Below are 24,088 nucleotides of genomic sequence, written 5' to 3'. Positions count from 1 at the left end.
GATCCATCAAGATGTGCGCCAATCGCGTAGTACGCGCGGGGTGCCTCGGAGAGGGGATTCAAGGATGAGCAGCGGTGCAACGGCCTCGCCGTACGGCTTCGTCGCCGTGCGCGGACGCGGCTACCGGCCCGGGCAGGTGGACGCGTACGCCTCCGGTCTTTCCCGGGACCGGGACGACGCGTGGGAGCGCGCCGCCCGGCTCACCGTCCTCGCCAAGGACATGGAGGCGGAGGTGGAACGGCTGCGGGACGTGGTCTCGCGGCTCGCCCCGCAGACGTACGAGGAACTCGGCGAGCGCGCTCAGCAGATCCTGGCGGTCAGCGAGGCGGAGGCCGCCGGGCTGCGGGCCGACGCGGAGGCCGAGGCGCTGCGGGTGGGCGAGGCGGCCGACGCGGCGGCGCGGGAGGTGCGCGAGGCAGCCGGTGCGTACGCCGACGAGCTGCTCGCCGAGGCCGACGAGCGGGCCGGGAAGCGGCTGCTTGCCGCCCGCGCCGCGGCGGACGAGATGCGGATCGCGGCCCGCCGCGATGTGAAGGAGTGGCGCGGCGAGGCGCTCGCCGCGCTGCGGGAGATGCGGCAGCGCAGTGCCGCGCTCCTGGAGGAGCAGGAGACGGAGCACGCCGAGCGCTGGGAGGCGGCCGAGCGGGAGATCGCCCTGCGGGAGGCCGAAGGGGAGGCGTGGGAGGCCTCGGTCGTGGCAGCGGCGGAGGCCCGCCTGTCCGAGGCCGAGCGGGCCTATGCCGAGGCGGAGGAGTCCGCCCGTCACGGGCAGGAGGACGCGGAGGCGCGGGGTGCGGAGTTGGTCGCTGCCGCGGGGGTGCGGGAGGAAGGGGTTGTCCGGGAGACGGAGCGGTTGTTGCGGGAACACGGTGAGGAGTGGGAGGAGGTTCGGGCGCACATGGAGCATGTGCGGAGCAGTCTCGCCGCGCTGACCGGGCAGGTGTCCTAGACGCCGCTTCGCGGCGACATTTCCCGCCCGCCCACCCACCCGAGCACCCCGCGTCGGACACGTGGGCGTGAGTGCCCCGGTGGGCTGTTGGGGTGGGTGGGTAACGACCTCCAGCCTCAGCCTCGCTTGATTCCCGCCAGGATCCAGCCCTCCACCGCCTCGTACTGCCTGCGCTGTTCCTCCGACTCCCTGCGGCCCGACGACACCGTGCCGAGCCAGCCCAGGAGGAAGCCGAGGGGGATGGAGACGATGCCTGTCGTGGTGAACGGGAACCAGTTGAAGTCCAGGTCGGGGAAGGCCGAAACCGGGGAGCCCGAGACCAGGTTGGTGCCCGTCATCAGGATGACGGAGCCCAGCGTGCCGCCGATCAGCGTCCACAGCAGGCCCCTGCGGGTGAAGCGGCGCCAGAAGAGGCTGTAGACGAGCGCCGGCGCGAGGGCGGACGCGCCCAGGCAGAACGAGAGCGTGACCAGCGGCTGCAGATTGCGGTGCTGCACCAGGACCGCGAGGAAGATCGCCAGGCCGCCGACGGCGAAGGCCGAAACGCGGGCGAGCGTCATCTCCCTGCGCGGTGTGATGCCGCGGCGGCAGTGCGCGAAGACGTCGTGGGCCAGCGAGTTGGCGCAGGCCAGGATCATTCCCGCGACCGAGGCGAGCAGCGTGAGGAAGATCGCCGTGGTGACCGTCGTGAAGATGAGGGTCTCCGCCGTCGACGCGTTCGCGCCGAAAACCGCCTTGGAGCCGAGCAGATACGCCGTGTTGCCCTGCGGGTCCGCCTGGGCGATCGCCGCCCGCCCGATCATCGCCGTCGCGCCGAAGCCGACGATGGCGATGATGAGGACGAAGAGGGCCACCGACGACACCGCCCATGACATGGAGCGCCGTATCTCGCGTGCGCTGCGCGCCGTGTACATGCGCATGGTGACGTGCGGCAGGCAGGCCCCGCCGAGCACCACCGTCAGCTCCGAACTGATCATGTCCAGGCGGGGGTTGGGGCCGCCGGCGAACTGCAGTCCCGACTGGAGGAAGGCGGGGCCGATGCCGCTGCCACGCTCGCCGGCGGCGAGCAGCGCGCCCAGGTCCCAGTCGAAGCGGCGCAGGATCAGTGCGGCGATGACCAGGCCGGAGCCGAGCAGGATCACGATCTTCAGGATCTGGATGAGGGCGGTGCCCTTCATGCCGCCGATCGCCGCGTAGCTGATCATGAGGGCGCCGAGTGCGACGACGCAGCCCGTCTTCAGGCCCTCGCTGGAGAACCCGAGGATGAAGGCGAGCAGATCGCCCGCGCCGGCCAGCTGGACCAGCATCAGCGGGATCAGCGCGGCCAGCGTCGCCGCGCATGCCGTGATGCGTACGGCACGTCCCGGCATCCGGCGGGTCAGTACATCTCCCATGGTGAACTGCCCTGCGTTGCGCAGGGGTTCGGCCAGCAGGAACATCAGGAGCATCAGGGACAGCGCCGTGCTCAGGGCCAGGACGACCCCGTCGTACCCGACGAGCGCGATCACGCCGCCGGTGCCGAGGACGGTCGCCGCGGAGATGTAGTCGCCCGCGATGGCGAGGCCGTTGCGCATCGGTGAGAGCGCGCCGTAGCCGGTGTAGAACTCGCCGAGGTCGTCGCGGTCGGGGCCGGTCAGGACGCACAGCAGCAGGGTGAGGGTGACGACGGCGGTGAAGGCCACCAGGGACATGGCCTGTGCGGAATCGGTGGCGAGGACGACTCGGGCGTGTGCGGAGGTGTTCATCGGTTCGCCTCCAACTCGGCCAGCTTGCGCAGCCGTTGGGCCAGTGGGTCGAGGAGACGGCGGGCCGTGAACTCGTACAGCGCTATGGCGAGCAGCGTGACGGGCAGCTGGCACAGGCCGAGCAGCAGACCGACGGAGAGCCCGCCGGTGACGGTGTCCGTCATCAGGGACGGCGCGAAGGCGGAGAGAACCAGGAAGAGCGTGAAGTAGCCGAGCGCGGTGAGCGTGGCGACGCGGCGCTGCCACCGGTAGGCACTGCGCAGGAAACGCAGGTCACTGTGGCGCCCGAGCGCCGGGTGGCGGCGGGGCCGCGGCGGGGGTGGTGGGGGTGGCGGCGCGACGGGCTGCCAGGGGTAGGTCGGGTAGGAGGGGGACGAGTCGTGCGGCGGGAGGTGGCGGGGGAGGGGCGACGGTTGGGGAGGCTGGGGTTGCTGTGACTGGTACGGGCGTTGGGACTGCGGCTGCGGCTGCGGCTGCGGTTGGGGCTGCGGTTGGGGCTTGGGCTGCCCCTGCCCTGGCTGCCACGGCTCGTAGGACTGCTGTGGCTGCTGCGGCTGGTCATGATGCGGCAACTGGTGCGCCTGATGCGGCTGTTGAGGGTGGTGCGGTTGTTGTGACTGATGCGGCTGCTGGGCTGCTCGCGGCTGTTGGGCGTGGCGTGGCTGCGCTGCCGGATACGGCTCCTCTGCCTGCTCCGGTCGTTCAGGGTACGGCAACTGGCTTGGCTGATAAGGCTGTTGAGAAGGCTGCGGCTGCTGAGGGTGATGGTGGTGCGGCATCCCGGTTCTCCTTGCGCGGCGTCGGTCCGGTGCGGGACCGCAGGGAGCGAGAGGTGAGAACCGAGCACGTTACTTGTAAGTAGCGGGGCTGCGAAGGGATTTGGGCATACTGCTTGGTCGGTTTATTCGGCCGGTTTATTCACGGGGCGTTCACGCGGTGCCGGGCCGGTTTCTTCCCCGTTCTCCGGGGACTTCACGCCGATAACCGGAAACCGTCGGGGCGCAAGGAATACCAGTACGAGCAGGGCGAGCACCGCCGCGCACCCGGCCCCCACGTACACCGTGTCGACGGCGGAGTCGACCGCGCGGCGCAGCCGGTCGGGGTCGGCGACCGACGCCGGGTCCGCTGCGTTCTCGAGGGAGCGGGCGACCGAGTCCAGGGAGCCCGCGCCACCGAGGCGCGAGGTCAGCACCGCGTTGGCGACCGCGCCGAAGAGTGCGGCGCCGAGCGTCTGGCCGATCTGGCGGCAGAAGAGGATCGACGCGGTCGCCGTGCCGCGCTCGGACCAGCCGACGGTGGACTGCACCCCGACGATCAGCGGGAGTTGGAAGAGGCCGAGCGCCGCGCCGAGCAGCAGCATGATCAGGGCCGGTTGCCAGGCCTGCCCCGGATAGGGCAGCAGCGGGAACGCGAAGAGGAGGAGCGCGGACGCGCCGATGCCGATGATCGCGGTGTTGCGGAAGCCGATCCTGCGGTACACGTGCTGGCTGAGCGCCGCCGACACCGGCCAGCTCAGCGTCATGACGGAGAGCACGAACCCGGCGGCGATCGGCGCGAGGCCCAGCACGGACTGCGCGTACGTCGGCAGGAAGACCGTCGGGGCGACCATCAGGAGGCCGAGCGCGCCCAGGGCGAGATTGACGGCGGCGATGGTGCGGCGCCGCCAGACCCAGCCCGGCAGGATCGGCTCGGCGGCCCGCCGCTCGATGACCACGACGGCGGCGGCGAGCGCGAGGCCCGCCGCGAAGAGCGCGAGCGACGGCGTGGACAGCCAGCCCCAGGCGACGCCGCCCTGTACGAGCGCGGTGAGCAGGACGCCGCCGCAGGCGAAGACGGCGAGCGCGCCCGCCCAGTCGGTGCGCCCCCGGGCGGTGGCCGCCGCGCGCTCCGGCTCGTGCAGGTGGCGCACGATCAGCCACAGGGCCACCGCCCCGATGGGCAGATTGATCAGGAAGATCCAGCGCCAGTCGGCGTACGCGGCGATCAGGCCGCCGAGCGCCGGGCCCGCGATCGACGAAGCGGCCCACACGGTGGACAACTTGGCCTGGATCTTGGGGCGTTCCTTGAGGGGGTAGAGGTCGGCGGCGAGTGTCTGCACCGTGCCCTGGAGTGCGCCGCCGCCCAGGCCCTGGACGACGCGGAAGGCGATCAGCGCCCCCATGTTCCACGCCACGGCGCACAGGGCCGAGCCGATCAGGAAGAGGATGCTGCCCGCGATGAGGACGGGCTTGCGGCCGAAGGTGTCGGAGAGCTTGCCGTAGATGGGCAGGGTGACCGTGACGGCGAGGAGATAGCCGGAGAAGAGCCAGGAGAAGACGGAGAAGCCGCCGAGGTCGCCGACGATCTGCGGGATGGCGGTCGAGACGATCGTGGAGTCCAGGGCCGCGAGGGCCATGGCGAGCATGAGCGCGGCGACGACGGGGCCGCGGCGTCGTATGTCGTCAGTGCCCACCGAGATTCCTTCCCCCTGCATGTAATTGCTCCGGGCCACCTTCTCACCCGATGCGTGGTGGGGGCAGGGGGTGGAGACCTTCCCGGCAGGTGGGGAGGTGTCCGGTAGGTATGTGGGTGGAGTGATCCCCCAGGCCGACTCCACCGGCGGGTGGAGATCCCCTAGGGGAACCTCCGTACTACGGACCGGGGGTCGTTCGTACCGCTGGAGGACGAGAAGGCCAGGACCCGTCCTTAGATTGGCTTTATGCCGACGGGGGCGGACCAATCGCCCTCGGGGGCGGAAGAACCACAGCTCCAGGGGTGGGGTTTTCCCCCGTAAAAGACTGCGCCGGGCACCAGCGCGCCGGACCCCCTCGGCAGACCAGACTCTTTATGCGTAGCGAACACGCCTGACCTACCGCGTAACCGACTTAGGAGACTTACCGTGACATCGGCTGTGACCATTCCCAGGCACGGGGGCACTGGAGGGCGTACGGCCGTGGCGGCACGGGCGCGCCAGGTCGTGAAGGCGTACGGATCCGGGGAGACCCGGGTCGTGGCGCTCGACCACATCGACGTGGACATCGCCCGCGGGCAGTTCACCGCGATCATGGGCCCCTCCGGCTCCGGCAAGTCGACCCTGATGCACTGCCTCGCGGGCCTCGACACCGTTTCCTCCGGGCAGATCTACCTCGACGAGACCGAGATCACCGGCCTGAAGGACAAGAAGCTCACGCAGCTGCGCCGGGACCGGATCGGCTTCATCTTCCAGGCGTTCAACCTGCTCCCGACGCTCAACGCCATCGAGAACATCACGCTCCCGATGGACATAGCGGGCCGCAAGCCCGACCGCGGCTGGCTCGACCAGGTCGTCGAGACGGTGGGCCTTGCGGGCCGCCTCAAGCACCGCCCGACCGAGCTCTCCGGCGGCCAGCAGCAGCGCGTCGCCGTGGCCCGCGCGCTCGCGTCCCGGCCTGAGATCATCTTCGGCGACGAGCCGACAGGGAACCTCGACTCCCGTGCCGGGGCGGAGGTGTTGGGCTTCCTGCGCCGCTCGGTGACCGATCTTGGCCAGACCATCGTGATGGTCACGCACGACCCGGTGGCCGCCTCGTACGCGGACCGGGTGCTGTATCTCGCCGACGGACGGATCGTCGACGAGATGTACTCGCCCACCGCCGAGACGGTCCTTGATCGCATGAAGGACTTCGACGCGCGGGGGCGTACGTCATGACCGTCCTGAAGACCTCGATGCGCAACTTCTTCGCGCACAAGGGCCGCATGGCGCTCTCCGCGGTGGCCGTGGTCCTGTCGGTGGCGTTCGTCTGCGGCACGCTCGTCTTCTCCGACACGATGAACACGACGTTCGACAAGCTCTTCGCCGCGACGTCCGCCGACGTCACCGTCACCTCCAAGTCCGCGACGGACCCCGGTGACCGGCCCGACTCGGGCAAGCCCGAGTCGATGCCCGCATCGGTCGTCGACCGGGCGAAGAAGGCGGACGGCGTGAAGTCCGCCGAGGGCGCGGTCAGCAGCGAGAGCGTGACCGTCGTCAACTCCGAGAAGGAGAACATCGGTCCGACCAACGGCGGCCCGACCCTCGCGGGCAACTGGACGCGCAACGACCTGCGTTCGATGGACATCACCTCCGGGCACGCCCCGCGCGGTCCCACCGACGTGATGATCGACGCCGACACCGCCGACAAGCACGACCTGAAGATCGGCGACGAACTGCGCACGATCGCCGTCTCCGGCGACCACACCGCAAAGATCTCCGGCATAGCCACCTTCAAGGTGACCAACCCCGGTGCCGCGATCGTCTACTTCGACACCGCCACCGCACAGCGCGAACTGCTCGGCACCACCGGCCGGTTCACGCACGTCAACGTCACCGCAGAAGCCGGCGTCAGCGACGCGGTGCTCAAGCGGAACGTCACCGACACGATGGGCGCGGACGCCTCCGCGTACAAGGTCAAGACGCAGAAGGAGAGCGCGGACGACAACCGCGAGAGCGTCAGCGGCTTCCTGAACGTGATGAAGTACGCGATGCTCGGCTTCGCCGGGATCGCCTTCCTCGTCGGCATCTTCCTCATCATCAACACCTTCTCGATGCTGGTCGCCCAGCGCACCCGCGAGATCGGCCTGATGCGCGCCATCGGTTCGAGCCGCAAGCAGGTCAACCGCTCCGTGCTCGTCGAGGCGCTGCTGCTCGGCGTCTTCGGCTCGGTCCTCGGCGTCGGCGCGGGCGTCGGGCTCGCCGTCGGCCTGATGCAGCTGATGTCCGGCATGGGCATGGAGCTGTCGACGCAGGACCTCACGGTCAAGTGGACAACTCCCGTGGTGGGCATGGTCCTTGGCATCGTCGTCACGGTCCTGGCCGCCTACCTCCCGGCCCGGCGAGCGGCCAAGGTCTCCCCGATGGCCGCGCTGCGCGACGCCGGAACCCCGGCCGACGGCAAGGCGAGCGCGCTGCGTGCGGTCATCGGCCTCGTCCTCACCGGCGCCGGCGGCTACGGCCTCTACACCGCGTCCCAGGCGGACAAGGCGAGCGACGGTTCGCTCTTCCTCGGCGGCGGTGTCGTCCTCACCCTCATCGGCTTCGTCGTCATCGGCCCGGTCCTCGCGGGCGGCGTGGTCCGCGTCATCAGCGCCGTACTGCTGAGGATGTTCGGTCCCATCGGCCGCATGGCCGAGCGCAACGCGCTGCGCAACCCGCGCCGCACCGGTGCCACCGGCGCGGCCCTGATGATCGGCCTCGCGCTTGTCGCCTGTCTCTCCGTGGTCGGCTCCTCGATGGTCGCCTCCGCCACGGACGAGCTCGACAAGTCGGTCGGCGCGGACTTCATCATCCAGTCCGACAACGAACAGGCGATCACCCCGAAGGCCGCGAAGTCCCTGGAGAAGGCCGACCACATCGCCCACATCACCCAGTACAAGGACATCAAGGCGGACCTGACGGCCCCGAACGGCAAGGTCGCCAAGGAGGTCGGCCTGAGCGCCGCCGACGCGACGTACGCCGAGGACGTGCGCAGCGAGACGGTCGCCGGCAAGCTCGCCGACGCCTACAAGCCGGACTCGATGTCGGTCGGCGAGGACTTCGCCAAGGACCACGGCATCACCGTCGGCGACAAGGTGAAGCTTGCCTTCGACCACGGTCGGACGGGCGAGATGACGGTCCGGGCCATCACGTCGAGCGACACCTCGATCGACTCGGGCGCGATGTACGTGAACATCACGACCGCCGAGAAGTACGTGCCCGCCGACCGGATGCCGCCGAACGAGATCATGTTCGCCAAGGCGGAGAAGGGCCAGCAGGACGCGGCGTACAAGTCGCTGAAGGCGGCCATGTCCGACTACCCGCAGTACAAGGTCATGGACCAGACCGACTTCAAGCAGACGCTGAAGGACCAGGTCGGCCAGATGCTGAACATGGTCTACGGGCTCCTCGGCCTCGCGATCATCGTCGCCATCCTGGGCGTCGTGAACACCCTGGCCCTCTCGGTGGTCGAGCGGACCCGTGAGATCGGTCTGATGCGGGCGATCGGCCTCTCGCGCCGTCAGCTGCGCCGCATGATCCGCATGGAGTCGGTGGTCATCGCCCTCTTCGGCGCGCTGCTCGGCCTGGGCCTGGGCATGGGCTGGGGAGCCACGGCGCAGAAGCTCCTGGCCCTGGAGGGTCTGAAGGTCCTGGAGATCCCCTGGCCGACGATCATCACGGTCTTCATCGGCTCGGCGTTCGTGGGCCTGTTCGCGGCGCTGGTCCCGGCCTTCCGGGCGGGCCGGATGAACGTCCTCAACGCCATCGCCACGGAATAGCTCCCCGCTACGGGGGTGCGGGGGACATGGCCCCCGGCGGGCTTCGCGCCCGCCGGGGGCCGCCTGCTGCGTCGGGGGGCTTCTTTTGGCCGCGGCGCCGTTGCTGGGGCTCCGGATGGGTGCGCGTGTGCCGACGGCCAGCGGCCGTCAGCCCGGAGTCGTACGCTGGAAGCCCCCCGGCCCGTATGACGGAGCCGGGCGGTTCGCGTTGCCCTCCCGCGCGCCCCCGAACCTGGACGGAAAGCGAAAGCCCACATGAGCCTGCACGGTCTGCTCGACGCTGTCGTCAAGGACTCCGCACTCGCCGAAGCGGTCAAGGCCGCCACCGACGGCAACCGCATGCACGTCGACCTGGTCGGCCCGCCCGCGGCCCGCCCCTTCGCGGTTGCCGCACTCGCCCGCGAGACGAAGCGCACCGTCCTCGCCGTGACGGCGACCGGCCGGGAGGCCGAGGACCTGGCGGCCGCCCTGCGCACGATCATCCCGCCGGACGGAGTCGTCGAGTACCCCTCCTGGGAGACGCTCCCGCACGAGCGTCTCTCGCCCCGCTCCGACACCGTCGGCCGCCGCCTCGCGGTCCTGCGCCGGCTCGCGCACCCCCGGGCGGACGACCCCGAGACCGGGCCCGTCTCCGTCATCGTCGCCCCCGTGCGCTCCGTCCTCCAGCCGCAGGTCAAGGGCCTGGGGGACCTGGAGCCCGTCGCCCTGCGCCAGGGGCAGACCACCGACCTGAACGAGACCGTCGAGGCGCTCGCGGCAGCCGCGTACTCCCGTGTCGAGCTGGTCGAGAAGCGCGGTGAGTTCGCCGTGCGCGGCGGCATCCTCGACGTCTTCCCGCCGACCGAGGAGCATCCGCTCCGCGTCGAGTTCTGGGGCGACGACGTCGAGGAGATCCGCTACTTCAAGGTCGCCGACCAGCGCTCCCTGGAGGTCGCCGAGCACGGCCTGTGGGCGCCGCCCTGCCGTGAGCTGCTGCTCACCGACGACGTACGCGAGAGGGCCGCGGCCCTGGCCGAGGCCCACCCCGAGCTCGGCGAGCTGCTCGGCAAGATCGCCGAGGGCATCGCCGTCGAGGGCATGGAGTCCCTCGCGCCGGTCCTGGTCGACGACATGGAGCTGCTGCTCGACGTCCTGCCGAAGGACTCCATGGCCGTGGTCTGCGACCCCGAGCGGGTGCGCACCCGGGCCGCCGACCTGGTGGCCACGAGTCAGGAGTTCCTGCAGGCGAGCTGGGCCGCGACCGCGGGCGGCGGAGAGGCCCCCATCGACGTGGGCGCGGCCTCGCTGTGGGGCATCGCGGACGTCCGCGACCACGCGAGCGACCTCGGGATGATGTGGTGGTCGGTGAGCCCCTTCGCCGCCGACGAAGATCTGGACGACGACACCCTCAAGCTCGGCATGCACGCCACCGAGACCTACCGGGGCGACACCGCGAAGGCGCTCGCCGACACCAAGGGCTGGCTCGCCGACGGCTGGCGCACCGTCTATGTGACGGAGGGCCACGGCCCCGCAGCCCGCACCGTCGAGGTCCTCGGCGGCGAGGGCATCGCGGCCCGCCTCGACGCGGACCTCAGCGAGCTCACGCCCTCCGTCGTGCACGTCTCGTGCGGCTCGATCGACTACGGCTTCCTGGACCCGGCCCTCAAGCTCGCCGTCCTCACCGAGACCGACCTCTCCGGGCAGAAGGCGGCAGGCAAGGACGGCCAGCGGATGCCGGCCCGCCGCCGCAAGACGATCGACCCGCTGACCCTGGAGGCCGGCGACTACATCGTCCACGAGCAGCACGGCGTCGGCCGCTACATCGAGATGGTGCAGCGCACCGTCCAGGGCGCCACCCGCGAGTACCTGGTCGTCGAGTACGCCCCCGCCAAGCGCGGCCAGCCCGGCGACCGCCTCTACATCCCCACCGACCAGCTGGAGCAGATCACCAAGTACGTGGGTGGGGAGGCCCCGACGCTGCACCGCCTTGGCGGCGCCGACTGGACGAAGACGAAGGCACGCGCGAAGAAGGCGGTCAAGGAGATCGCTGCGGACCTCATCAAGCTGTACAGCGCCCGCATGGCGGCCCCCGGCCACTCCTTCGCCGCCGACACCCCCTGGCAGCGCGAGCTGGAGGACGCCTTCCCGTACGTGGAGACGCCCGACCAGCTCACCACCATCGCCGAGGTCAAGGAGGACATGGAGAAGACGGTCCCGATGGACCGCCTGATCTGCGGCGACGTCGGCTACGGCAAGACGGAGATCGCGGTGCGCGCGGCGTTCAAGGCGGTGCAGGACGGCAAGCAGGTGGCGGTCCTGGTCCCCACGACCCTCCTCGTCCAGCAGCACTTCGGTACGTTCTCCGAGCGCTACTCCCAATTCCCGGTGAAGACGCGGGCGTTGAGCCGCTTCCAGACGGACACGGAGTCGAAGGCGACCCTGGAGGGCCTGCGCGACGGCTCGGTCGACATCGTCATCGGCACCCACCGCCTCTTCTCCTCCGAGACCAAGTTCAAGGACCTGGGCCTGGTCATCGTCGACGAGGAGCAGCGCTTCGGCGTCGAGCACAAGGAACAGCTGAAGAAGCTGCGGGCCAACGTGGACGTCCTGACGATGTCGGCGACCCCGATTCCCCGTACGTTGGAAATGGCCGTGACCGGCATCCGCGAGATGTCGACCATCACCACCCCGCCGGAGGAGCGCCACCCGGTGCTCACCTTCGTCGGCCCGTACGAGGAGAAGCAGATCGGCGCGGCCGTCCGCCGCGAGCTGCTCCGCGAGGGCCAGGTCTTCTACATCCACAACAGGGTGGAGTCGATCGACCGCGCGGCGGCCCGCCTTCGCGAGATCATCCCCGAGGCCCGCATCGCCACCGCCCACGGCCAGATGTCCGAACAGGCCCTGGAACAGGTCGTGGTGGACTTCTGGGAGAAGAAGTTCGACGTGCTCGTCTCGACGACGATCGTCGAGTCCGGCATCGACATCTCCAACGCCAACACCCTGATCGTCGAGCGCGGCGACAACTTCGGCCTCTCCCAGCTCCACCAGCTGCGCGGCCGTGTCGGACGTGGCCGCGAGCGCGGTTACGCCTACTTCCTCTACCCGCCGGAGAAGCCCCTCACCGAGACCGCCCACGAGCGCCTTGCGACCATCGCCCAGCACACGGAGATGGGCGCGGGCATGTACGTGGCGATGAAGGACCTGGAGATCCGAGGAGCCGGAAACCTCCTGGGCGGCGAACAGTCCGGCCACATCGCGGGCGTCGGCTTCGACCTGTACGTACGCATGGTCGGCGAGGCCGTGGCCGACTACCGCGCCTCCCTGGAGGGCGGGGTGGAGGAGGAGCCGCCGCTGGAGGTCAAGGTCGAGCTGCCGGTGGACGCGCACGTCCCGCACGACTACGCACCCGGCGAGCGCCTGCGCCTCGCGGCCTACCGATCCATCGCCTCCGCGAGCAGCGAGCAGGACGTCAAGGCGGTGCGCGAGGAACTCACCGACCGCTACGGCAAGTTGCCCGAGCCGGTGGAGAACCTCCTCCTGGTGGCGGGCCTGCGCATGCTGGCCCGCGCGTGCGGGGTCGGCGAGATCGTGCTGCAGGGCAACAACATCCGCTTCGCCCCTGTGGAGTTGCGGGAGTCCCAGGAGCTCAGGCTCAAGCGTCTCTACCCCGGCACGGTCATCAAGGAGAACGCCCACCAGATCCTCGTACCGCGCCCGAAGACGGCGAAGGTCGGCGGGAAGCCGTTGATCGGGCGTGAACTCCTGGGCTGGGTCGGGGAGTTCCTCACGTCGATCCTGGGGTCGTAGGGGTCCTGGGCGGCGGCTCAGGCCACCGTGCGGATCCGTCCGCCGGTGGCCCGGGCCAGCTGCGACACCAGGCGGTCGCGGACCTCCGTCTGGGCGGCGATGCGGCGGTCGATGACGGCAAGGCGGTCGAGGATGACCCGCAGGCCCTCGTCGGACGGGGACGTGCCCGCGATGTCCCCGTCCAGACAGGGCAGGAAGACGCGTACGTCGTCGAGGGTGAGCCCGGCGTCGAGGAGGAAGCGGATGTTGCGCACGCGCGTGACGGCCCGCCCGGCGTCGTACAGGCGGTAGCCGTTGTGGGCGCGCTCGGACTCGATGAGCCCGGCCTCCTCGTAGTGCCGCAACGCGCGCGGCGTCGCCCCGGTGACCGCCGCAAGCTCCCCGATGCGCATCCGCAAGGCCCCCTTCTCCGGTCCTCCTTCGGCCGGAGCCTTTCGTATCACGCGGCGTGGCGCGTACGGCGTGGCGCGTACGGCGAGGCGTTACGAGACCACGGCGCCGCCGTCCACGGGGAGCACGACGCCGGTGATGAACGAGGCGCCGGGGGACGCGAGCCGGGTGATGGCCCAGGCGACCTCCTCGGGCCGTCCGACCCTCCCCATCGGGGTGTGTTCCATCTGCCACTTCCGGATGGCGGCCTTCTCCTCGGTCGTGAACCCGGAGTGGTCGGCGATCGGCGTGGCCACGGCGCCGGGCGCGACGGCGGCGACCCGGATGCCGCGCGGCGCGAGGTCGACGGCCCAGCCGCGGGTGAGGAGTTCGAGGGCGGTCTTGGTGGCGGGGTAGAGCGAATTGCCGGGCCAGCCGCGCTGCCCGACGGATGTCGTGACGTTCACGATGACGCCCCGGGTCTCGCTCAGCGCGTCGAGCGCGGCCTGGGTGAGCAGGACGGGGGCGACGAGGTTGGTGGCGAGCTGGAGGTCGATCACCTCGCGGGTGTAGCTGCCGAGGCTCGCGGTGCGGACGACTCCGGCGTTGTTGACGAGGACGTCGAGGCGGCCGTGGGTCTCAAGGACGGTACGGACGATGTGCTCGGGCCCGCCGTCCGCGGTGATGTCGGCGACGAGCGGGGTGATGAGGCCGTCGCCCGCCGCGGCGGTGCTCCGCAGCGGCTCCGCCCGCCGTCCCACGACGACGACCCGTGCGCCTTCGGCGGCGAAGGCGAGCGCGGTGGCCCGTCCGATGCCGGTGCCGCCGCCGGTGACGAGGACGGTCCGGTCCTGCTGCTTCTGCTGCTCCTGCTGTTCGTTGTGGCTCATGCGCAGATGCTCCGACCCTGCCGCTAGGGGCAGGGTCAAGCGCGGCCCCGCCCACCGGTGGGCTCAGCGGGCGCAGGCTTCGGCGATCGACAGGCTGTTCTCGTAGAGGTGGTGCCGGGTGATGCGGCCGTCCTCGGCGGTCAGCCGCAGGGCGAACGGGCCCTCGAAGGACTTGCCGGTGTCGCGCACGGTGCCCCAGAGCCTGCCGAAGATCACGGCGTCGGTGCCGTCGACGAGCAGCGTGTCCGCGGTGGCGCCGGAGGCCTCCGGGATCACGTACTCGCCCATCTCGGCGGCCTGGGCCGCGCACTCCGCCGCGGTGGACCGCGGCCGGATCCACGGCACGCCCGGGTTGTCGGCGAGCAGCCAGTCGACCTCGTCGGCGAACAGGGCGGTCAGGCGCTCGGTGTCGCCCGCGAGCCGGCAGGCGAGGAACTCCTGGACGGTGGCGCGGGTGGCGTCGGCGATGGACGTCGCGGTCATGGCGGATCTCCTTGCGGTGGGCGGGCCTTGGTTGCTGACGATCGTGCCGCGCGGGCCGGGAAGACGCGATTACGTCCGAGGTAATGAGGTAATGAGGTAATGCTGCGCGACGGGACTCCTCGATGACACGTTGTACGCGTCATCAGGTGGGGCACGTCGTGAGGAGGGGCCATGGCCGCAGGGGAGTCGGGGACGGTCGATACGGGACGGGTGCGGCAGATGTGGCATCTGCTCGAACCACTGCACGCGGTGGTCTATTACGCCCCTGAGGCCTTCGAAGAGGCCGCCGCGCTCGGGTTCAAGACCGATGAGCGGTGGCCGAGTTACTTCGCCTGGCGGGCCGCGCCGCTCGGGACGGCGGGGACGGAGCGGGTGGCTTCGGCGTTCTACAGCTTCAGCCCGCGGATGGTGGGCGAGTACGTTCCGGCCGCGTGGCGGACCGCCGCTCCCGATGCCGTGCTCGATGCGCGGCTGCGCGGCGTCGACCGTGGATATCGCGCCCTTTTCGGTGACCGTGTCGAGGGGCCCGAGTTCGCGGAGGCCGCCCATCTCGCCCGGCGGGCCGCCGGGTCGGCGAACACGGCGGGGCGTCCGCTCGCCGCCGCCAACGCCGCGCTGCCCTGGCCCGAACAGCCGCACCTCGCCCTGTGGCACGCGGCGACCGTGCTGCGCGAACACCGCGGTGACGGCCATCTCGCGGCGCTGCTCGTCGCGGGGCTCGACCCGGCCGAGGCGCTGGTGTCGTTCGCGGGGGTCGGCGCGGCGTCCGCGCGGACGTTCACGAGCCGCGGGTGGAGTGCGGACGAGTGGTCGGCCGCGGCCGAACGCCTCGTCGCGCGGGGCCTGTTGAGCCCTGACGGCACCGCGACCGAGGCGGGGCGGGCGCTGCGGGACGAGGTGGAGGGGCGTACGGACGAGCTGGCGGCGGCGCCGTGGCGCGCGCTGGGTGATGAGGCCGTGGCGCGCCTGGCCGACGTCCTCGGACCGCTGTGGGTCGAGGTGCTCGGCTCGGGGCTCCTGCCGTCGGAGACGACGCTGGGGATCGGGAAGGTGTGAGCGGCAAGGTGTGAGCGGCAACGTGTAAGTGGCCAAGGGTGCCCCCGCCCCTTGCCCGCGCGCGTTACGGTTGCCGTGTTGGAGAACGAGAGTCGGCTCAGGGGAGGGGAAGCGGCATGGCGCACGGCGCCGTTGTGGGGCTCGTCTGTTTTCCGGTGAAATCGATGCTGGGGGAGGCGCACGAGCGACTCGTCGTCGACGAGCGTGGCGTGGTCGGGGACCGGCTGTGGGCCCTGCGGTACGAGGACGGGAAGCTGGGGAGCGGCAAGAACAGCCGACGGTTCCGGCGCACGCCGGGGCTGCTCGAGCATGTCGGCGCGTACGACGACGAGGGTCCCGTCGTCACCACGCCGGACGGAGAAACGTTGCGGCCCGGGGATCCGCGGATCGCGGAACTCTTCGGCGCCGGTGTGGAGTTGGCGCGCGAGGGCGACGTCAGCCATCAGGACGCGGGTGCCGTCTCGATCGTCGGCACCGCGTCGCTGCGCGCGCTCGGCGAGCTGATCGGCGACGCCGACCCCGTCGACGTACGCAGACTGCGCAAGAACATCGTGGTCGAGACCGACGAGCCGTGGGCGGAGGAGGAGTGGGTCGGCCGGGAGATCGACTTCGGCGGTGAGCTGCGGCTGCGGGTCACCGAGCGCATCGAGCGCTGCGTGATGACCACCCAGGCCCAGCGCGGCCTGCCCGCCGACAACCGCGTCCTGAAGACCCTCACCGCCACGCGCGGCATGTGCATCGGCGTGTACGCGGACGTCGTGACCCCCGGCACCCTCGCACTCGGCGCCACGGTGGCCGCCCGGTGATCCGACGCACCACCCGCGCCACCCGGGTCAAGGCCCTCGCGCTGCTCACACTGCTCGTCATCACCGGCTGCACCCCGGAGGAGAAGGGCGAAGGCGGCTCATCGGGCCCCGACGCCAAGGCCGGCTCCGCGCTGGCGGCCGTCGACTCGCTCACCGTCAAGGGCCGTGCGCCCAGGACCGGTTACGAACGGGAGCGGTTCGGCAGCGCATGGGCCGACACGGACTCCAACGGCTGCGGCACCCGGGACGACATACTCAAGCGCGACCTGGAGGGCGTGAAGTTCCGGGACGGCGACTGTGAAGTGGCCTCCGGGACGCTCGCGCCCGACCCGTACACCGGCAAGGACGTCACCTTCGTACGCGGCCGCAGCAGGGTCGACATCGACCATCTCGTCGCCCTCTCGGACGCCTGGCAGAAGGGCGCGGGCGGCTGGGAGCCGAGCAAGCGCATCGCCTTCGCCAACGATCCGCTCAACCTCCTCGCCGTCGACGCGGGCCCCAACCGGGGCAAGGGCGACGGCGACACGGCCACCTGGCTGCCGCCCGACAAGGGCTACCGGTGCGCGTATGTGGCCCGGCAGGTCGCGGTGAAGAAGAAGTACGGGGTGTGGGTGACGGGCGCCGAGCGGGACGCGATGAAGCGGGTGCTCTCGGGCTGCCCGCAGGAGAAGCTGCCGTCCGGCGGCAGTCCGACGACGGCGCCGGGGCGTTTCCACGCGCGCTGAGTGGATCCCCCGCGCCGGATGCCGGAATAAACCCACTTAACAGACCGGCCAATGCCCGCTAGGTTCCCCCGCATGGACCTCAAGATCACAACCCTGGCCGAGCGCCCCGAACTCGCGGTGCCCCTCTGGCAGATGGAGGACACCTGGCCGGAGTTCATCGGGAACGACCCGATCGCCTGGTCGATGATCGGGCGGATCGTCAAGGACCTTCCCGAGTACGTCCTGGTCGCCACGGACGAGCGGGGCGAGCTCGTGGCCAAGGCGTTCAGCGTGCCGTTCGCGCTGCACGCCGACGGCCGCGGTGAGCTGCCGGACGGCGGCTGGGACCAGGTCATGCTGTGGGCGTTCGCCGACCTGCGGCACGGCAGGAAGACCGACACGGTGAGCGCGATCGAGATCACCGTGGCGAAGGAGTTCCTCGGGCACGGTGTCTCAGGGCGGATGCTCGCCGCGATGCGCGACAACGCCCGCGCCCGCGGCTTCTCCGAGGTCGTCGCCCCGGTCCGCCCGAACGCCAAGCACCTCGAACCGGCCGCGCAGATCGACACGTACGCGCAGCGCAAGCGGGACGACGGGCTGCCCGCCGACCCGTGGCTGCGGGTGCACGTGCGCGCCGGCGGCACCATCGAGAAGGTGGCCCACGCGTCGATGACGGTGTCCGGTTCGACCGCCCAGTGGCGGAAGTGGACGGGGCTGCCGTTCGACGCGCGGGGCACGGTCGAGGTGCCGGGCGCCCTGGTGCCGGTGCACTGCGAGCCCGAGCGCGGGTACGCGGTGTACGTCGAGCCGAACGTGTGGGTGCGGCACGTGCTGTGAGGGTCAGCCGGCCAGCTCGTCCAGGTCGAGGACGTCGCCCGTGGGCGGTGTCGTCTTCACGGGCTTTTCGTAGTCGCTGAAGGTCAGGGACTCGGGCTTCCCGCCGGTCGTCTGGTCGACCTTCAGCAGATACGGCTTGCCCTCCGTGGCGACGTAGAGCGTGTACTTCTCCTTGCCGTCGTTCTCGGTGAGCTTGATCGCCGGGGTGCCGTCGACCGTGGTCGTGCCGCCCCTGCGCGCCGCGGAGTTGACGTCCCGGAAGTCGGCAAGCAGGACGTCGAGGTCACAGAACCCGGCGATGTCCTTCGCGTCGGAGCTTGTCGCCTTCGTCTTCACCCAGCGGTCCGCGAGCATGTCCACCGCGGCCTGGGTGTCGGCGGCGGGCTCCCCCTTGCCCTGCGCGCGCAGGAACTTCTCGTCGTACTTCATGTAGACGGTGTCGCCCGGGATGATCAGCTCGATCGAGCCCTCGTCGGTCGTGCTGATCGTGCCCGCGCACTTGCCGCTGGTGTCGAGGGCCATGTCCAGCGAGCCCAGGCCGGTCTCCTCGTCCGTGGCCTTGCCCGCGATGCGGAGCGACTTGGCGTCGGAGGTCGTCTCGACGGCCTTCTCGGCGATCTCGGCGCCGGACATCCCGGCGAACGGACCCTTGGGCTCGGCCTTCTCGGTCTTTTCCCCGGCGTTGCCGGATTCGGTGCCGCAGGCCGTCAGGCCGACGGTCGCCGCGGCGGCCAGGCAGACGGCGACAAGAGTGGTACGACGCATGGAAGTTCCCCCCACAGGAGCTCGTAAGTGCTGACGCCATCTCAGCAGAGCCTGTGAACCGAGTCAACATGAACTTGGGTGGGCGGTTGGTTAACACCCGTGAAGCGGGTGGTTCCGCATGCGCGGGTATGCTCGGCGCCACAGCGCCGCGACGCGACCATGCGCGGTGGGGCAGGGGACTGAGGGGAGCCGGTTCGGTGCGGGACAACGCGACAGAGGTGACCGCCGCCGGGATCGCCCGGCTCGCCGGGGTCGGCCGCGCCGCCGTCAGCAACTGGCGCCGCAGGCACGCCGACTTCCCCAAGCCGATCGGCGGCACCGAGACCAGCCCCTCCTTCGCGCTCACCGCGGTCGAGGAGTGGCTGCGCACCCAGGGCAAACTCGGCGAGGTCCCGCTCAGGGAAAGGGTCTGGCAGCAGCTCGCAGGCCACCCGTCGGGCCCCGTGACCGCCCTGCTGCACGCGGGCTGCGCCCTGCTCCTCGTACGCGACCGGCACCCCGGCTGGCTCAAGGTCAGCGCGGTGTCGGACGAGCGGATGGCGGAGCGGCTTCCGGGGGCGCTGGACGGGGTCGTGACCCCGCGCTTCGGGAGCGGGCAGGGAGCCGTGTGCATCCCGCGGGCCGCCGAACTGCTGCCCTCCGTACCGCTGTTGAGGGGCGTCGCCGAACTCGCCGCCGAGCTGGGCGCGCGGCAGGCGTACGAGTTCCTGCTCGGGCGGCACATCGACGCCAACCCCCGTCAGTACACACTCACTCCGGCAGGGCCCGCCGAGCTGATGGCCGCACTCGCCGAGATCGCAGCCCCCGCACGGACCGTCCTCGACCCCGCGTGCGGCACCGGAGCCCTGCTGCGCGCCGTCCCGCCCCGCCCCGAACAGCGCCTGTACGGGCAGGACAGCGCCCCCGAACTCGCCGCCCTCACCGCGCTCCGCCTCGCCCTGCACTCCGACGCCACCGTGCGCGCCGCCGCCGCCGACACCCTGCGCGCGGACGCCTTCGCCGACGAGCGGGCCGACGCCGTGCTGTGCCACCCGCCGTTCAACGAACGCAACTGGGGGCACGACGAACTCGCCTACGACCCCCGCTGGGAGTACGGCTTCCCGGCCCGCACGGAGTCCGAACTCGCCTGGGTCCAGCACGCGTTGGCCCGCCTCAAGGACGGCGGTACCGCCGTCCTCCTGATGCCGCCGGCCGCCGCGTCCCGCCGCTCGGGACGCCGGGTGCGCGCCGATCTCCTGCGCCGCGGGGCCCTGCGCGCCGTGATCGCGCTGCCCGCCGGCGCCGCACCCCCGTACAACATTCCGCTGCACGTCTGGGTCCTGAGCCGCCCCGTGCCGAACGCACCGGCCTCACCCGAGTTGCTCCTGGTCGAGACGGCGGGGCTCGCCGCCCCCGACGGCAGGGACCGGCAGGCCTGGCGCCCGGTGCAGGACGCCGTCCTCGACGTCTGGCGCCACTTCGAGAGGCACGGCACCCTCGACGAGCGGCCCGGCCTCGCCCGCGGCGTGCCGGTGCTCGAACTCCTCGACGACGAGGTCGACCTGGCCCCCGCGCGGCGCCTGCCGCCACCGGCCGAGGGCGGCGGCGCCGAGCAGCTGACGGCGGTGCGCGAACGGCTCGGCGACGCCGTGCGGCGGACCGCCGACCTGCTGCCGCCACGCGCCGAGGCCACCGACGCCACCGACGCCGTCCGGTGGCCGCTCACCACGGTCGGCGAACTCGCCCGCGCGGGAGCCCTGTTGCTGCGCACCGGGACGGGCTCCGGCGCGCCCGGTGTCCGGGTGCTCACCGAGCACGACGTGCTCGCCGGAGCGGCACCCTCCGGAGCGGCGGACCAGCTGGAGGACCAGGCGGGCGTCGGCGGCGACTCCGTGGTGACCGGGACCGGCGATGTGGTCATCCCGGTGTCCGGCGGCGGCACCGCAGCCCGCGTCATCGACGAGGCGACGGCGGGCGCCGTGCTCGGCCGCGGGCTCACCCTCCTGCGGCCCGATCCGGCCGCCATCGACCCCTGGTTCCTCGCCGGTTTCCTGCGCGGCACCGCCAACAACCGCCAGGCGAGCAGCTACGCGTCCACCGCCGCCCGGCTCGACATCCGCCGCCTCCAGGTGCCCCGCCTTCCGCTCGAAGGACAGCACGGCTACGGAGAGCGGTTCCGCGCGCTCGCCGCCTTCGAGGACACCCTGCGCCTCGCGGGCCGCCTCGGCGAGCAGTTGGTGCGGGGGCTCCACGACGGACTGACGGACGGGACGCTTCCGCCGGAGTGAGGCGACCGGGTTCCGGACCGGGACGCGATCAGGACGCGATCAGGACGTGACCAGTACGGCAACGGTTCGGTACAACCCGGGACCGGTTCTCCTCGTCGGCCTATACGCTCGAATCTGCATCCGTTCGTATTTCGACTTCCGGCCGTGCGTTCGCCCGTGGGCACGTACGGCTGCATCAGGCACCAGGAGCAGCCATGCACGGCCACGGCTACGCGCCGCAGCAACCGCCGCCGACCTCCGGCGGCACCCATGTGACGCTGCGCGTGATGTTCGTGGTCCTCGCCGTCGTGACCTGCGGCCTGCTCGCGTGGGCGCCGATGCTGCGGCTCGCGGTCGTCACGCGCAAGTCCTACGACTGGGTCCTGTTCGGCATCGCGGCCGCGCTCGACGTGACGGCCGTCGTGCTGATCGGCGTCGACCCGGGCGCCGACGAGTTCCAGGGCCCCGGCAACGCGGGCATGGTCATCCTCCTGAGCACGCTGGTGGCCGCCGTGGCGTACTACCTGTTCGCGGACATACGCCACTTCAGCCGGTACCGCCAGCCGCCGTTCATGGGCTACGTACCGCAGCAGCCGCAGACCGCCTACGGCTATCCGCAGCAGCAGGGCCCCGCCCCCGTCCACCTCCAGCCCACGCAGCTGCACCAGCCGCCGGCCCAGCAGACGCCGCCCCCGCCCACGCGTCCCGCACCGGCCCGCATCCACCAAGTACAGGCCGAGCTCGACGAGCTCAGTGACTACCTGCGCAAGCAGGAAGGCGGCAGCTGACCGTGACACTGGGGATCGGGGGCCGCGTCGTAGCCGGACGCTACGAACTCTCCACGCTCATCGGCCAGGGCGGCATGGGCCAGGTCTGGACGGCGTACGACCAACGCCTCGACCGCCGCGTCGCGGTGAAACTCCTGCGCCCCGACCGGGTCGCGGGCGCCGAGGCGGAGGAGCTGCGCCGCCGCTTCGTGCGCGAGTGCCGCGTCACCGCACAGGTCGACCACCCGGGCCTGGTCACCGTCCATGACGCGGGCACGGAGGGCGAGGACCTCTACCTCGTCATGCAGTACGTCGACGGGGCGGACCTCGGCGACCACCTCGCCGAACACGACCCCTACCCGTGGCAGTGGGCCGTCGCGATCGCCGCGCAGCTCTGCGCCGTGCTCTCCGCGGTGCACGCCGTGCCGATCGTGCACCGTGACCTCAAGCCGCGGAACGTGATGGTGAAGCAGGACGGCACGGTCTCCATCCTCGACCTGGGCATCGCCTCGGTGATGGACACCGACACCACCCGCCTCACCCACACCGGCTCACCCATCGGCAGCCCCGCCTACATGGCCCCCGAGCAGGCGATGGGCGGCGCGGTAGGCCCGTACACCGACCTCTACGCACTCGGCGTCCTCCTCCACGAACTCCTCAGCGGCGACGTCCCGTTCTCCGGCTCCACGGCGCTCGGCGTGCTCCACCGCCACCTCTACGAACCGCCGCTCCCGGTCCGCCGCCTGCGCGCCGAGGTCCCCGAGGCCCTCGAACAGCTGGTCCTGCGCCTGCTCGCCAAGGACCCCCAGCACCGGCACGGCAGCGCCCAGGAGGTCTACGAGGAACTGGCCCCGCTGCTCCCCGCCCGCGGTATCCCCACCGGCGGCCCGCTCGACCCCACCCGCCCCTTCCTGCGCCCGCACGCCCCGTGGCCCGACCGCGCGGCGACACCGGCGTCGGCCCCCGCCATCCAGCCGGACAGGGCCGACCAGCGCCAGGGCCCCGGCAGCCCCGGCAGCCAGACGGATGTCGTGCACGCGGTCGACGAGGTCAAGCGGCTGCTCGGCGAGGGCCGCATCACGCAGGCGGTCGACATCCTCGGCTCGATCCTGCCCGCGGCCGCCGCCAAGCACGGCGAGCACTCCCCGGTGGTCCGCTCCCTGCGCAAGCAGTACGCGGCGACGCTGATGGACGACGGCCAGTACCGCCGCGCCCTGCCCGAACTGCGCCGCCTCGCCGACGAGCGCGCCGCCGAGTCGGGACAGGCCGACCCGCACTCCCTCCAGTTCCGCTACGAGGCAGCGCAGTGCCTGGAACAACTGGGCGAACCGGCGGCGGCACTCGCCGAGTACCGCGCCCTCCTCCCGTACTACGAGAACCGCTACGCCTCCGACGACCGCGAACGCCCCCTCGAAATCCGCCGCCGCATCGGCCACCTGCTCCTCGCCCTCGGCGACCGCCCCGCAGCCCACGACACCCTGGCGAGGCTGCTCCTGGACGCCGAGCGGATGCACGGGGTCGGTCATCCGTTCCCGGCGGAGATCCGGCGTACGTTGCAGTGGCTAGGACAAGTGCGCGGGTAGTGACGGCTCGGCGCTCGGGTGCTGGCGAGGGTGCCCGAACTCGCCAAGAATCGTTGGTCGAATAGGTGGCCGATAGACCGGCCACTCCCTAACATCGATCACCGCAAGACTTTGTGCACCGTCGCACAATCTCTCAACCGGGAGGCTCACTTGCACCGCCGCCGTCGCACCGCGCTCGCCCTCTCCGTAGCCGCCATCGCCGCGGCTCCCCTCCTGACCGCCTGCGGCAGCGAAGCCCACCCCGGTGCCGCGGCCGTCGTGGGCAACGACCGCATCACGGTCGCGCAGCTGGAGGGCCGGGTGAACGAGGTGCGCGACGCGCAGCGCGCCGCCGTCCCGGACGACCAGCAGTACGAGCAGGCCATCGCCAAGTCCGGCGGCCTCACCCGCAGCACCCTGCACACGATGGTCCTGGACAAGGTCCTGCACCAGGCGGCGACAGACGCGGGCGTGGACGTGTCCCGCCGCGAGATCCAGACGATGAGAGCGGGCCTCGAACAGCAGGCCGGCGGCAAGAAGGCCCTCGAACAGGGCTGGCTGCAGCAGTACAGCGTCGCCCCGTCCCGCCTTGAGGAAAGCCTCCGTACGGAGATCGAGGCGCAGAAGCTGGCCAAGAGCCTGGGCGCGGACATGAACTCCCCCGAGGGCCAGGCGGCCTTCTGGAAGGCACTGTCCGCCGCCTCCAAGAAGCTGGACGTCGACCTGAACCCGCGGTACGGCTCGTGGGACGTGGAGAAGTCCAAGCGCACCGACACGAAGACGCCGTGGGTGCGCGACGTGTCCGGGGACGGGGCGGCAGGGCCCGAGCAGGCGTGAGCGGAGCCCGCTCAGGCGTGAGGAAGGGGCTGTCAGT

Annotated in this window: 19 protein-coding genes; 12 read left to right on the top strand and 7 right to left on the bottom strand. The window is 71.3% G+C overall.

All coding sequences use genetic code 11. The annotated features are described in order from the left end of the window. Positions 1-64: 64 nt before the first annotated feature. Positions 65-949: a cellulose-binding protein gene (locus AB0O76_RS18535; protein WP_365491921.1), complete on the top strand. Its 885-nt coding sequence runs from the start codon at positions 65-67 to the stop codon at positions 947-949. A 116-nt stretch (positions 950-1,065) separates the two neighbouring features. On the opposite strand, the gene AB0O76_RS18530 is transcribed toward AB0O76_RS18535, so the two are convergent. The 3 genes from AB0O76_RS18530 to AB0O76_RS18520 form a co-directional block, all read right to left on the bottom strand. After that, positions 1,066-2,694 carry a cation acetate symporter gene (locus tag AB0O76_RS18530; protein ID WP_365491918.1) on the bottom strand — a complete coding sequence of 543 codons (1,629 nt, stop codon included), beginning with the start codon at positions 2,692-2,694 and terminating at the stop codon, positions 1,066-1,068. Beyond that, on the bottom strand, positions 2,691-3,266 hold the full coding sequence (locus AB0O76_RS18525) for a DUF485 domain-containing protein (RefSeq protein WP_365491915.1): 576 nt from the start codon (positions 3,264-3,266) through the stop codon (positions 2,691-2,693). The genes AB0O76_RS18530 and AB0O76_RS18525 overlap by 4 nt, the downstream gene beginning before the upstream one ends. Before the next feature lie 329 nt (positions 3,267-3,595). Then, positions 3,596-5,167 (bottom strand): MFS transporter, encoded by a 1,572-nt coding sequence (locus tag AB0O76_RS18520; RefSeq protein ID WP_365491912.1) that lies wholly within the window; start codon positions 5,165-5,167, stop codon positions 3,596-3,598. A gap of 405 nt (positions 5,168-5,572) precedes the next feature. On the opposite strand from AB0O76_RS18520, the gene AB0O76_RS18515 reads away from it, so the two are divergent. The 3 genes from AB0O76_RS18515 to mfd all read left to right on the top strand — a co-directional run bounded on the left by AB0O76_RS18515 (position 5,573) and on the right by mfd (position 12,729). Then, positions 5,573-6,361, top strand: a complete 789-nt coding sequence (locus tag AB0O76_RS18515) for an ABC transporter ATP-binding protein (RefSeq protein WP_365491909.1) — start codon at positions 5,573-5,575, stop codon at positions 6,359-6,361. Then, positions 6,358-8,943: an FtsX-like permease family protein gene (locus tag AB0O76_RS18510; protein WP_365491906.1), complete on the top strand. Its 2,586-nt coding sequence runs from the start codon at positions 6,358-6,360 to the stop codon at positions 8,941-8,943. Before AB0O76_RS18515 ends, AB0O76_RS18510 begins: the two co-directional genes overlap by 4 nt. A gap of 255 nt (positions 8,944-9,198) precedes the next feature. After that, positions 9,199-12,729, top strand: a complete 3,531-nt coding sequence (gene mfd, locus AB0O76_RS18505; protein WP_365491903.1) for a transcription-repair coupling factor — start codon at positions 9,199-9,201, stop codon at positions 12,727-12,729. A gap of 17 nt (positions 12,730-12,746) precedes the next feature. Here the strand turns inward: mfd and AB0O76_RS18500 are convergent, their stop codons facing one another. The 3 genes from AB0O76_RS18500 to AB0O76_RS18490 form a co-directional block, all read right to left on the bottom strand. Then, positions 12,747-13,121, bottom strand: a complete 375-nt coding sequence (locus tag AB0O76_RS18500) for a MerR family transcriptional regulator (protein WP_365491900.1) — start codon at positions 13,119-13,121, stop codon at positions 12,747-12,749. A gap of 90 nt (positions 13,122-13,211) precedes the next feature. Then, the gene (locus AB0O76_RS18495; RefSeq protein ID WP_365491897.1) at positions 13,212-13,988 is read right to left on the bottom strand and encodes an SDR family oxidoreductase; all 777 of its coding nucleotides are present in this window, start codon (positions 13,986-13,988) and stop codon (positions 13,212-13,214) included. Positions 13,989-14,051: 63 nt separating this feature from the next. Beyond that, the gene (locus tag AB0O76_RS18490) at positions 14,052-14,471 is read right to left on the bottom strand and encodes a nuclear transport factor 2 family protein (RefSeq protein ID WP_365491894.1); all 420 of its coding nucleotides are present in this window, start codon (positions 14,469-14,471) and stop codon (positions 14,052-14,054) included. A gap of 171 nt (positions 14,472-14,642) precedes the next feature. Here AB0O76_RS18490 and AB0O76_RS18485 point away from each other — a divergent pair, with 171 nt between their 5' ends. From AB0O76_RS18485 to AB0O76_RS18470, 4 genes are all read left to right on the top strand, one after another. Next, complete coding sequence (locus tag AB0O76_RS18485) at positions 14,643-15,527, top strand: hypothetical protein (RefSeq protein ID WP_365491891.1); 885 nt, start codon at positions 14,643-14,645, stop codon at positions 15,525-15,527. A gap of 116 nt (positions 15,528-15,643) precedes the next feature. Next, entirely contained in the window at positions 15,644-16,333 is a 690-nt protein-coding gene (locus AB0O76_RS18480; RefSeq protein WP_365491888.1) for an MOSC N-terminal beta barrel domain-containing protein, read from the top strand. Continuing rightward, positions 16,330-17,058, top strand: coding sequence for an HNH endonuclease family protein (locus AB0O76_RS18475; protein ID WP_365491885.1), 729 nt, complete (start codon positions 16,330-16,332; stop codon positions 17,056-17,058). Before AB0O76_RS18480 ends, AB0O76_RS18475 begins: the two co-directional genes overlap by 4 nt. A gap of 72 nt (positions 17,059-17,130) precedes the next feature. Next, entirely contained in the window at positions 17,131-17,874 is a 744-nt protein-coding gene (locus AB0O76_RS18470; RefSeq protein ID WP_365491882.1) for an N-acetyltransferase, read from the top strand. A 3-nt stretch (positions 17,875-17,877) separates the two neighbouring features. Here the strand turns inward: AB0O76_RS18470 and AB0O76_RS18465 are convergent, their stop codons facing one another. Then, complete coding sequence (locus tag AB0O76_RS18465; protein ID WP_365491879.1) at positions 17,878-18,639, bottom strand: hypothetical protein; 762 nt, start codon at positions 18,637-18,639, stop codon at positions 17,878-17,880. 197 nt (positions 18,640-18,836) lie between these two features. Between AB0O76_RS18465 and AB0O76_RS18460 the strand changes: the two genes are divergently transcribed. The 4 genes from AB0O76_RS18460 to AB0O76_RS18445 all read left to right on the top strand — a co-directional run bounded on the left by AB0O76_RS18460 (position 18,837) and on the right by AB0O76_RS18445 (position 24,051). Continuing rightward, the gene (locus AB0O76_RS18460; RefSeq protein WP_365491876.1) at positions 18,837-20,906 is read left to right on the top strand and encodes an N-6 DNA methylase; all 2,070 of its coding nucleotides are present in this window, start codon (positions 18,837-18,839) and stop codon (positions 20,904-20,906) included. A 194-nt stretch (positions 20,907-21,100) separates the two neighbouring features. Next, complete coding sequence (locus AB0O76_RS18455) at positions 21,101-21,673, top strand: hypothetical protein (RefSeq protein WP_365491873.1); 573 nt, start codon at positions 21,101-21,103, stop codon at positions 21,671-21,673. A 2-nt stretch (positions 21,674-21,675) separates the two neighbouring features. Then, positions 21,676-23,235 carry a serine/threonine-protein kinase gene (locus AB0O76_RS18450; RefSeq protein WP_365491870.1) on the top strand — a complete coding sequence of 520 codons (1,560 nt, stop codon included), beginning with the start codon at positions 21,676-21,678 and terminating at the stop codon, positions 23,233-23,235. 150 nt (positions 23,236-23,385) lie between these two features. Next, entirely contained in the window at positions 23,386-24,051 is a 666-nt protein-coding gene (locus tag AB0O76_RS18445; protein ID WP_365491867.1) for a SurA N-terminal domain-containing protein, read from the top strand. Positions 24,052-24,088 lie beyond the last annotated feature (37 nt).

This window comes from Streptomyces sp. NPDC086554, assembly GCF_040686095.1.
Classification (GTDB): Bacteria; Actinomycetota; Actinomycetes; order Streptomycetales; family Streptomycetaceae; genus Streptomyces.
The sequence above is the reverse complement of the archived record's forward strand: the minus strand, read 5'-3'. Positions and strand labels throughout refer to the sequence as shown.

Bases quoted from the DNA above. Each gene is read 5' to 3' on its own strand.
- AB0O76_RS18535 (WP_365491921.1), top strand. From the start codon at position 65: ATGAGCAGCGGTGCAACGGCCTCGCCGTACGGCTTCGTCGCCGTGCGC.
- AB0O76_RS18530 (WP_365491918.1), bottom strand. From the start codon at position 2,694: ATGAACACCTCCGCACACGCCCGAGTCGTCCTCGCCACCGATTCCGCA.
- AB0O76_RS18520 (WP_365491912.1), bottom strand. From the start codon at position 5,167: ATGCAGGGGGAAGGAATCTCGGTGGGCACTGACGACATACGACGCCGC.
- AB0O76_RS18510 (WP_365491906.1), top strand. From the start codon at position 6,358: ATGACCGTCCTGAAGACCTCGATGCGCAACTTCTTCGCGCACAAGGGC.
- mfd (WP_365491903.1), top strand. From the start codon at position 9,199: ATGAGCCTGCACGGTCTGCTCGACGCTGTCGTCAAGGACTCCGCACTC.
- AB0O76_RS18500 (WP_365491900.1), bottom strand. From the start codon at position 13,121: ATGCGCATCGGGGAGCTTGCGGCGGTCACCGGGGCGACGCCGCGCGCG.
- AB0O76_RS18495 (WP_365491897.1), bottom strand. From the start codon at position 13,988: ATGAGCCACAACGAACAGCAGGAGCAGCAGAAGCAGCAGGACCGGACC.
- AB0O76_RS18490 (WP_365491894.1), bottom strand. From the start codon at position 14,471: ATGACCGCGACGTCCATCGCCGACGCCACCCGCGCCACCGTCCAGGAG.
- AB0O76_RS18485 (WP_365491891.1), top strand. From the start codon at position 14,643: ATGGCCGCAGGGGAGTCGGGGACGGTCGATACGGGACGGGTGCGGCAG.
- AB0O76_RS18480 (WP_365491888.1), top strand. From the start codon at position 15,644: ATGGCGCACGGCGCCGTTGTGGGGCTCGTCTGTTTTCCGGTGAAATCG.
- AB0O76_RS18470 (WP_365491882.1), top strand. From the start codon at position 17,131: ATGGACCTCAAGATCACAACCCTGGCCGAGCGCCCCGAACTCGCGGTG.
- AB0O76_RS18465 (WP_365491879.1), bottom strand. From the start codon at position 18,639: ATGCGTCGTACCACTCTTGTCGCCGTCTGCCTGGCCGCCGCGGCGACC.
- AB0O76_RS18455 (WP_365491873.1), top strand. From the start codon at position 21,101: ATGCACGGCCACGGCTACGCGCCGCAGCAACCGCCGCCGACCTCCGGC.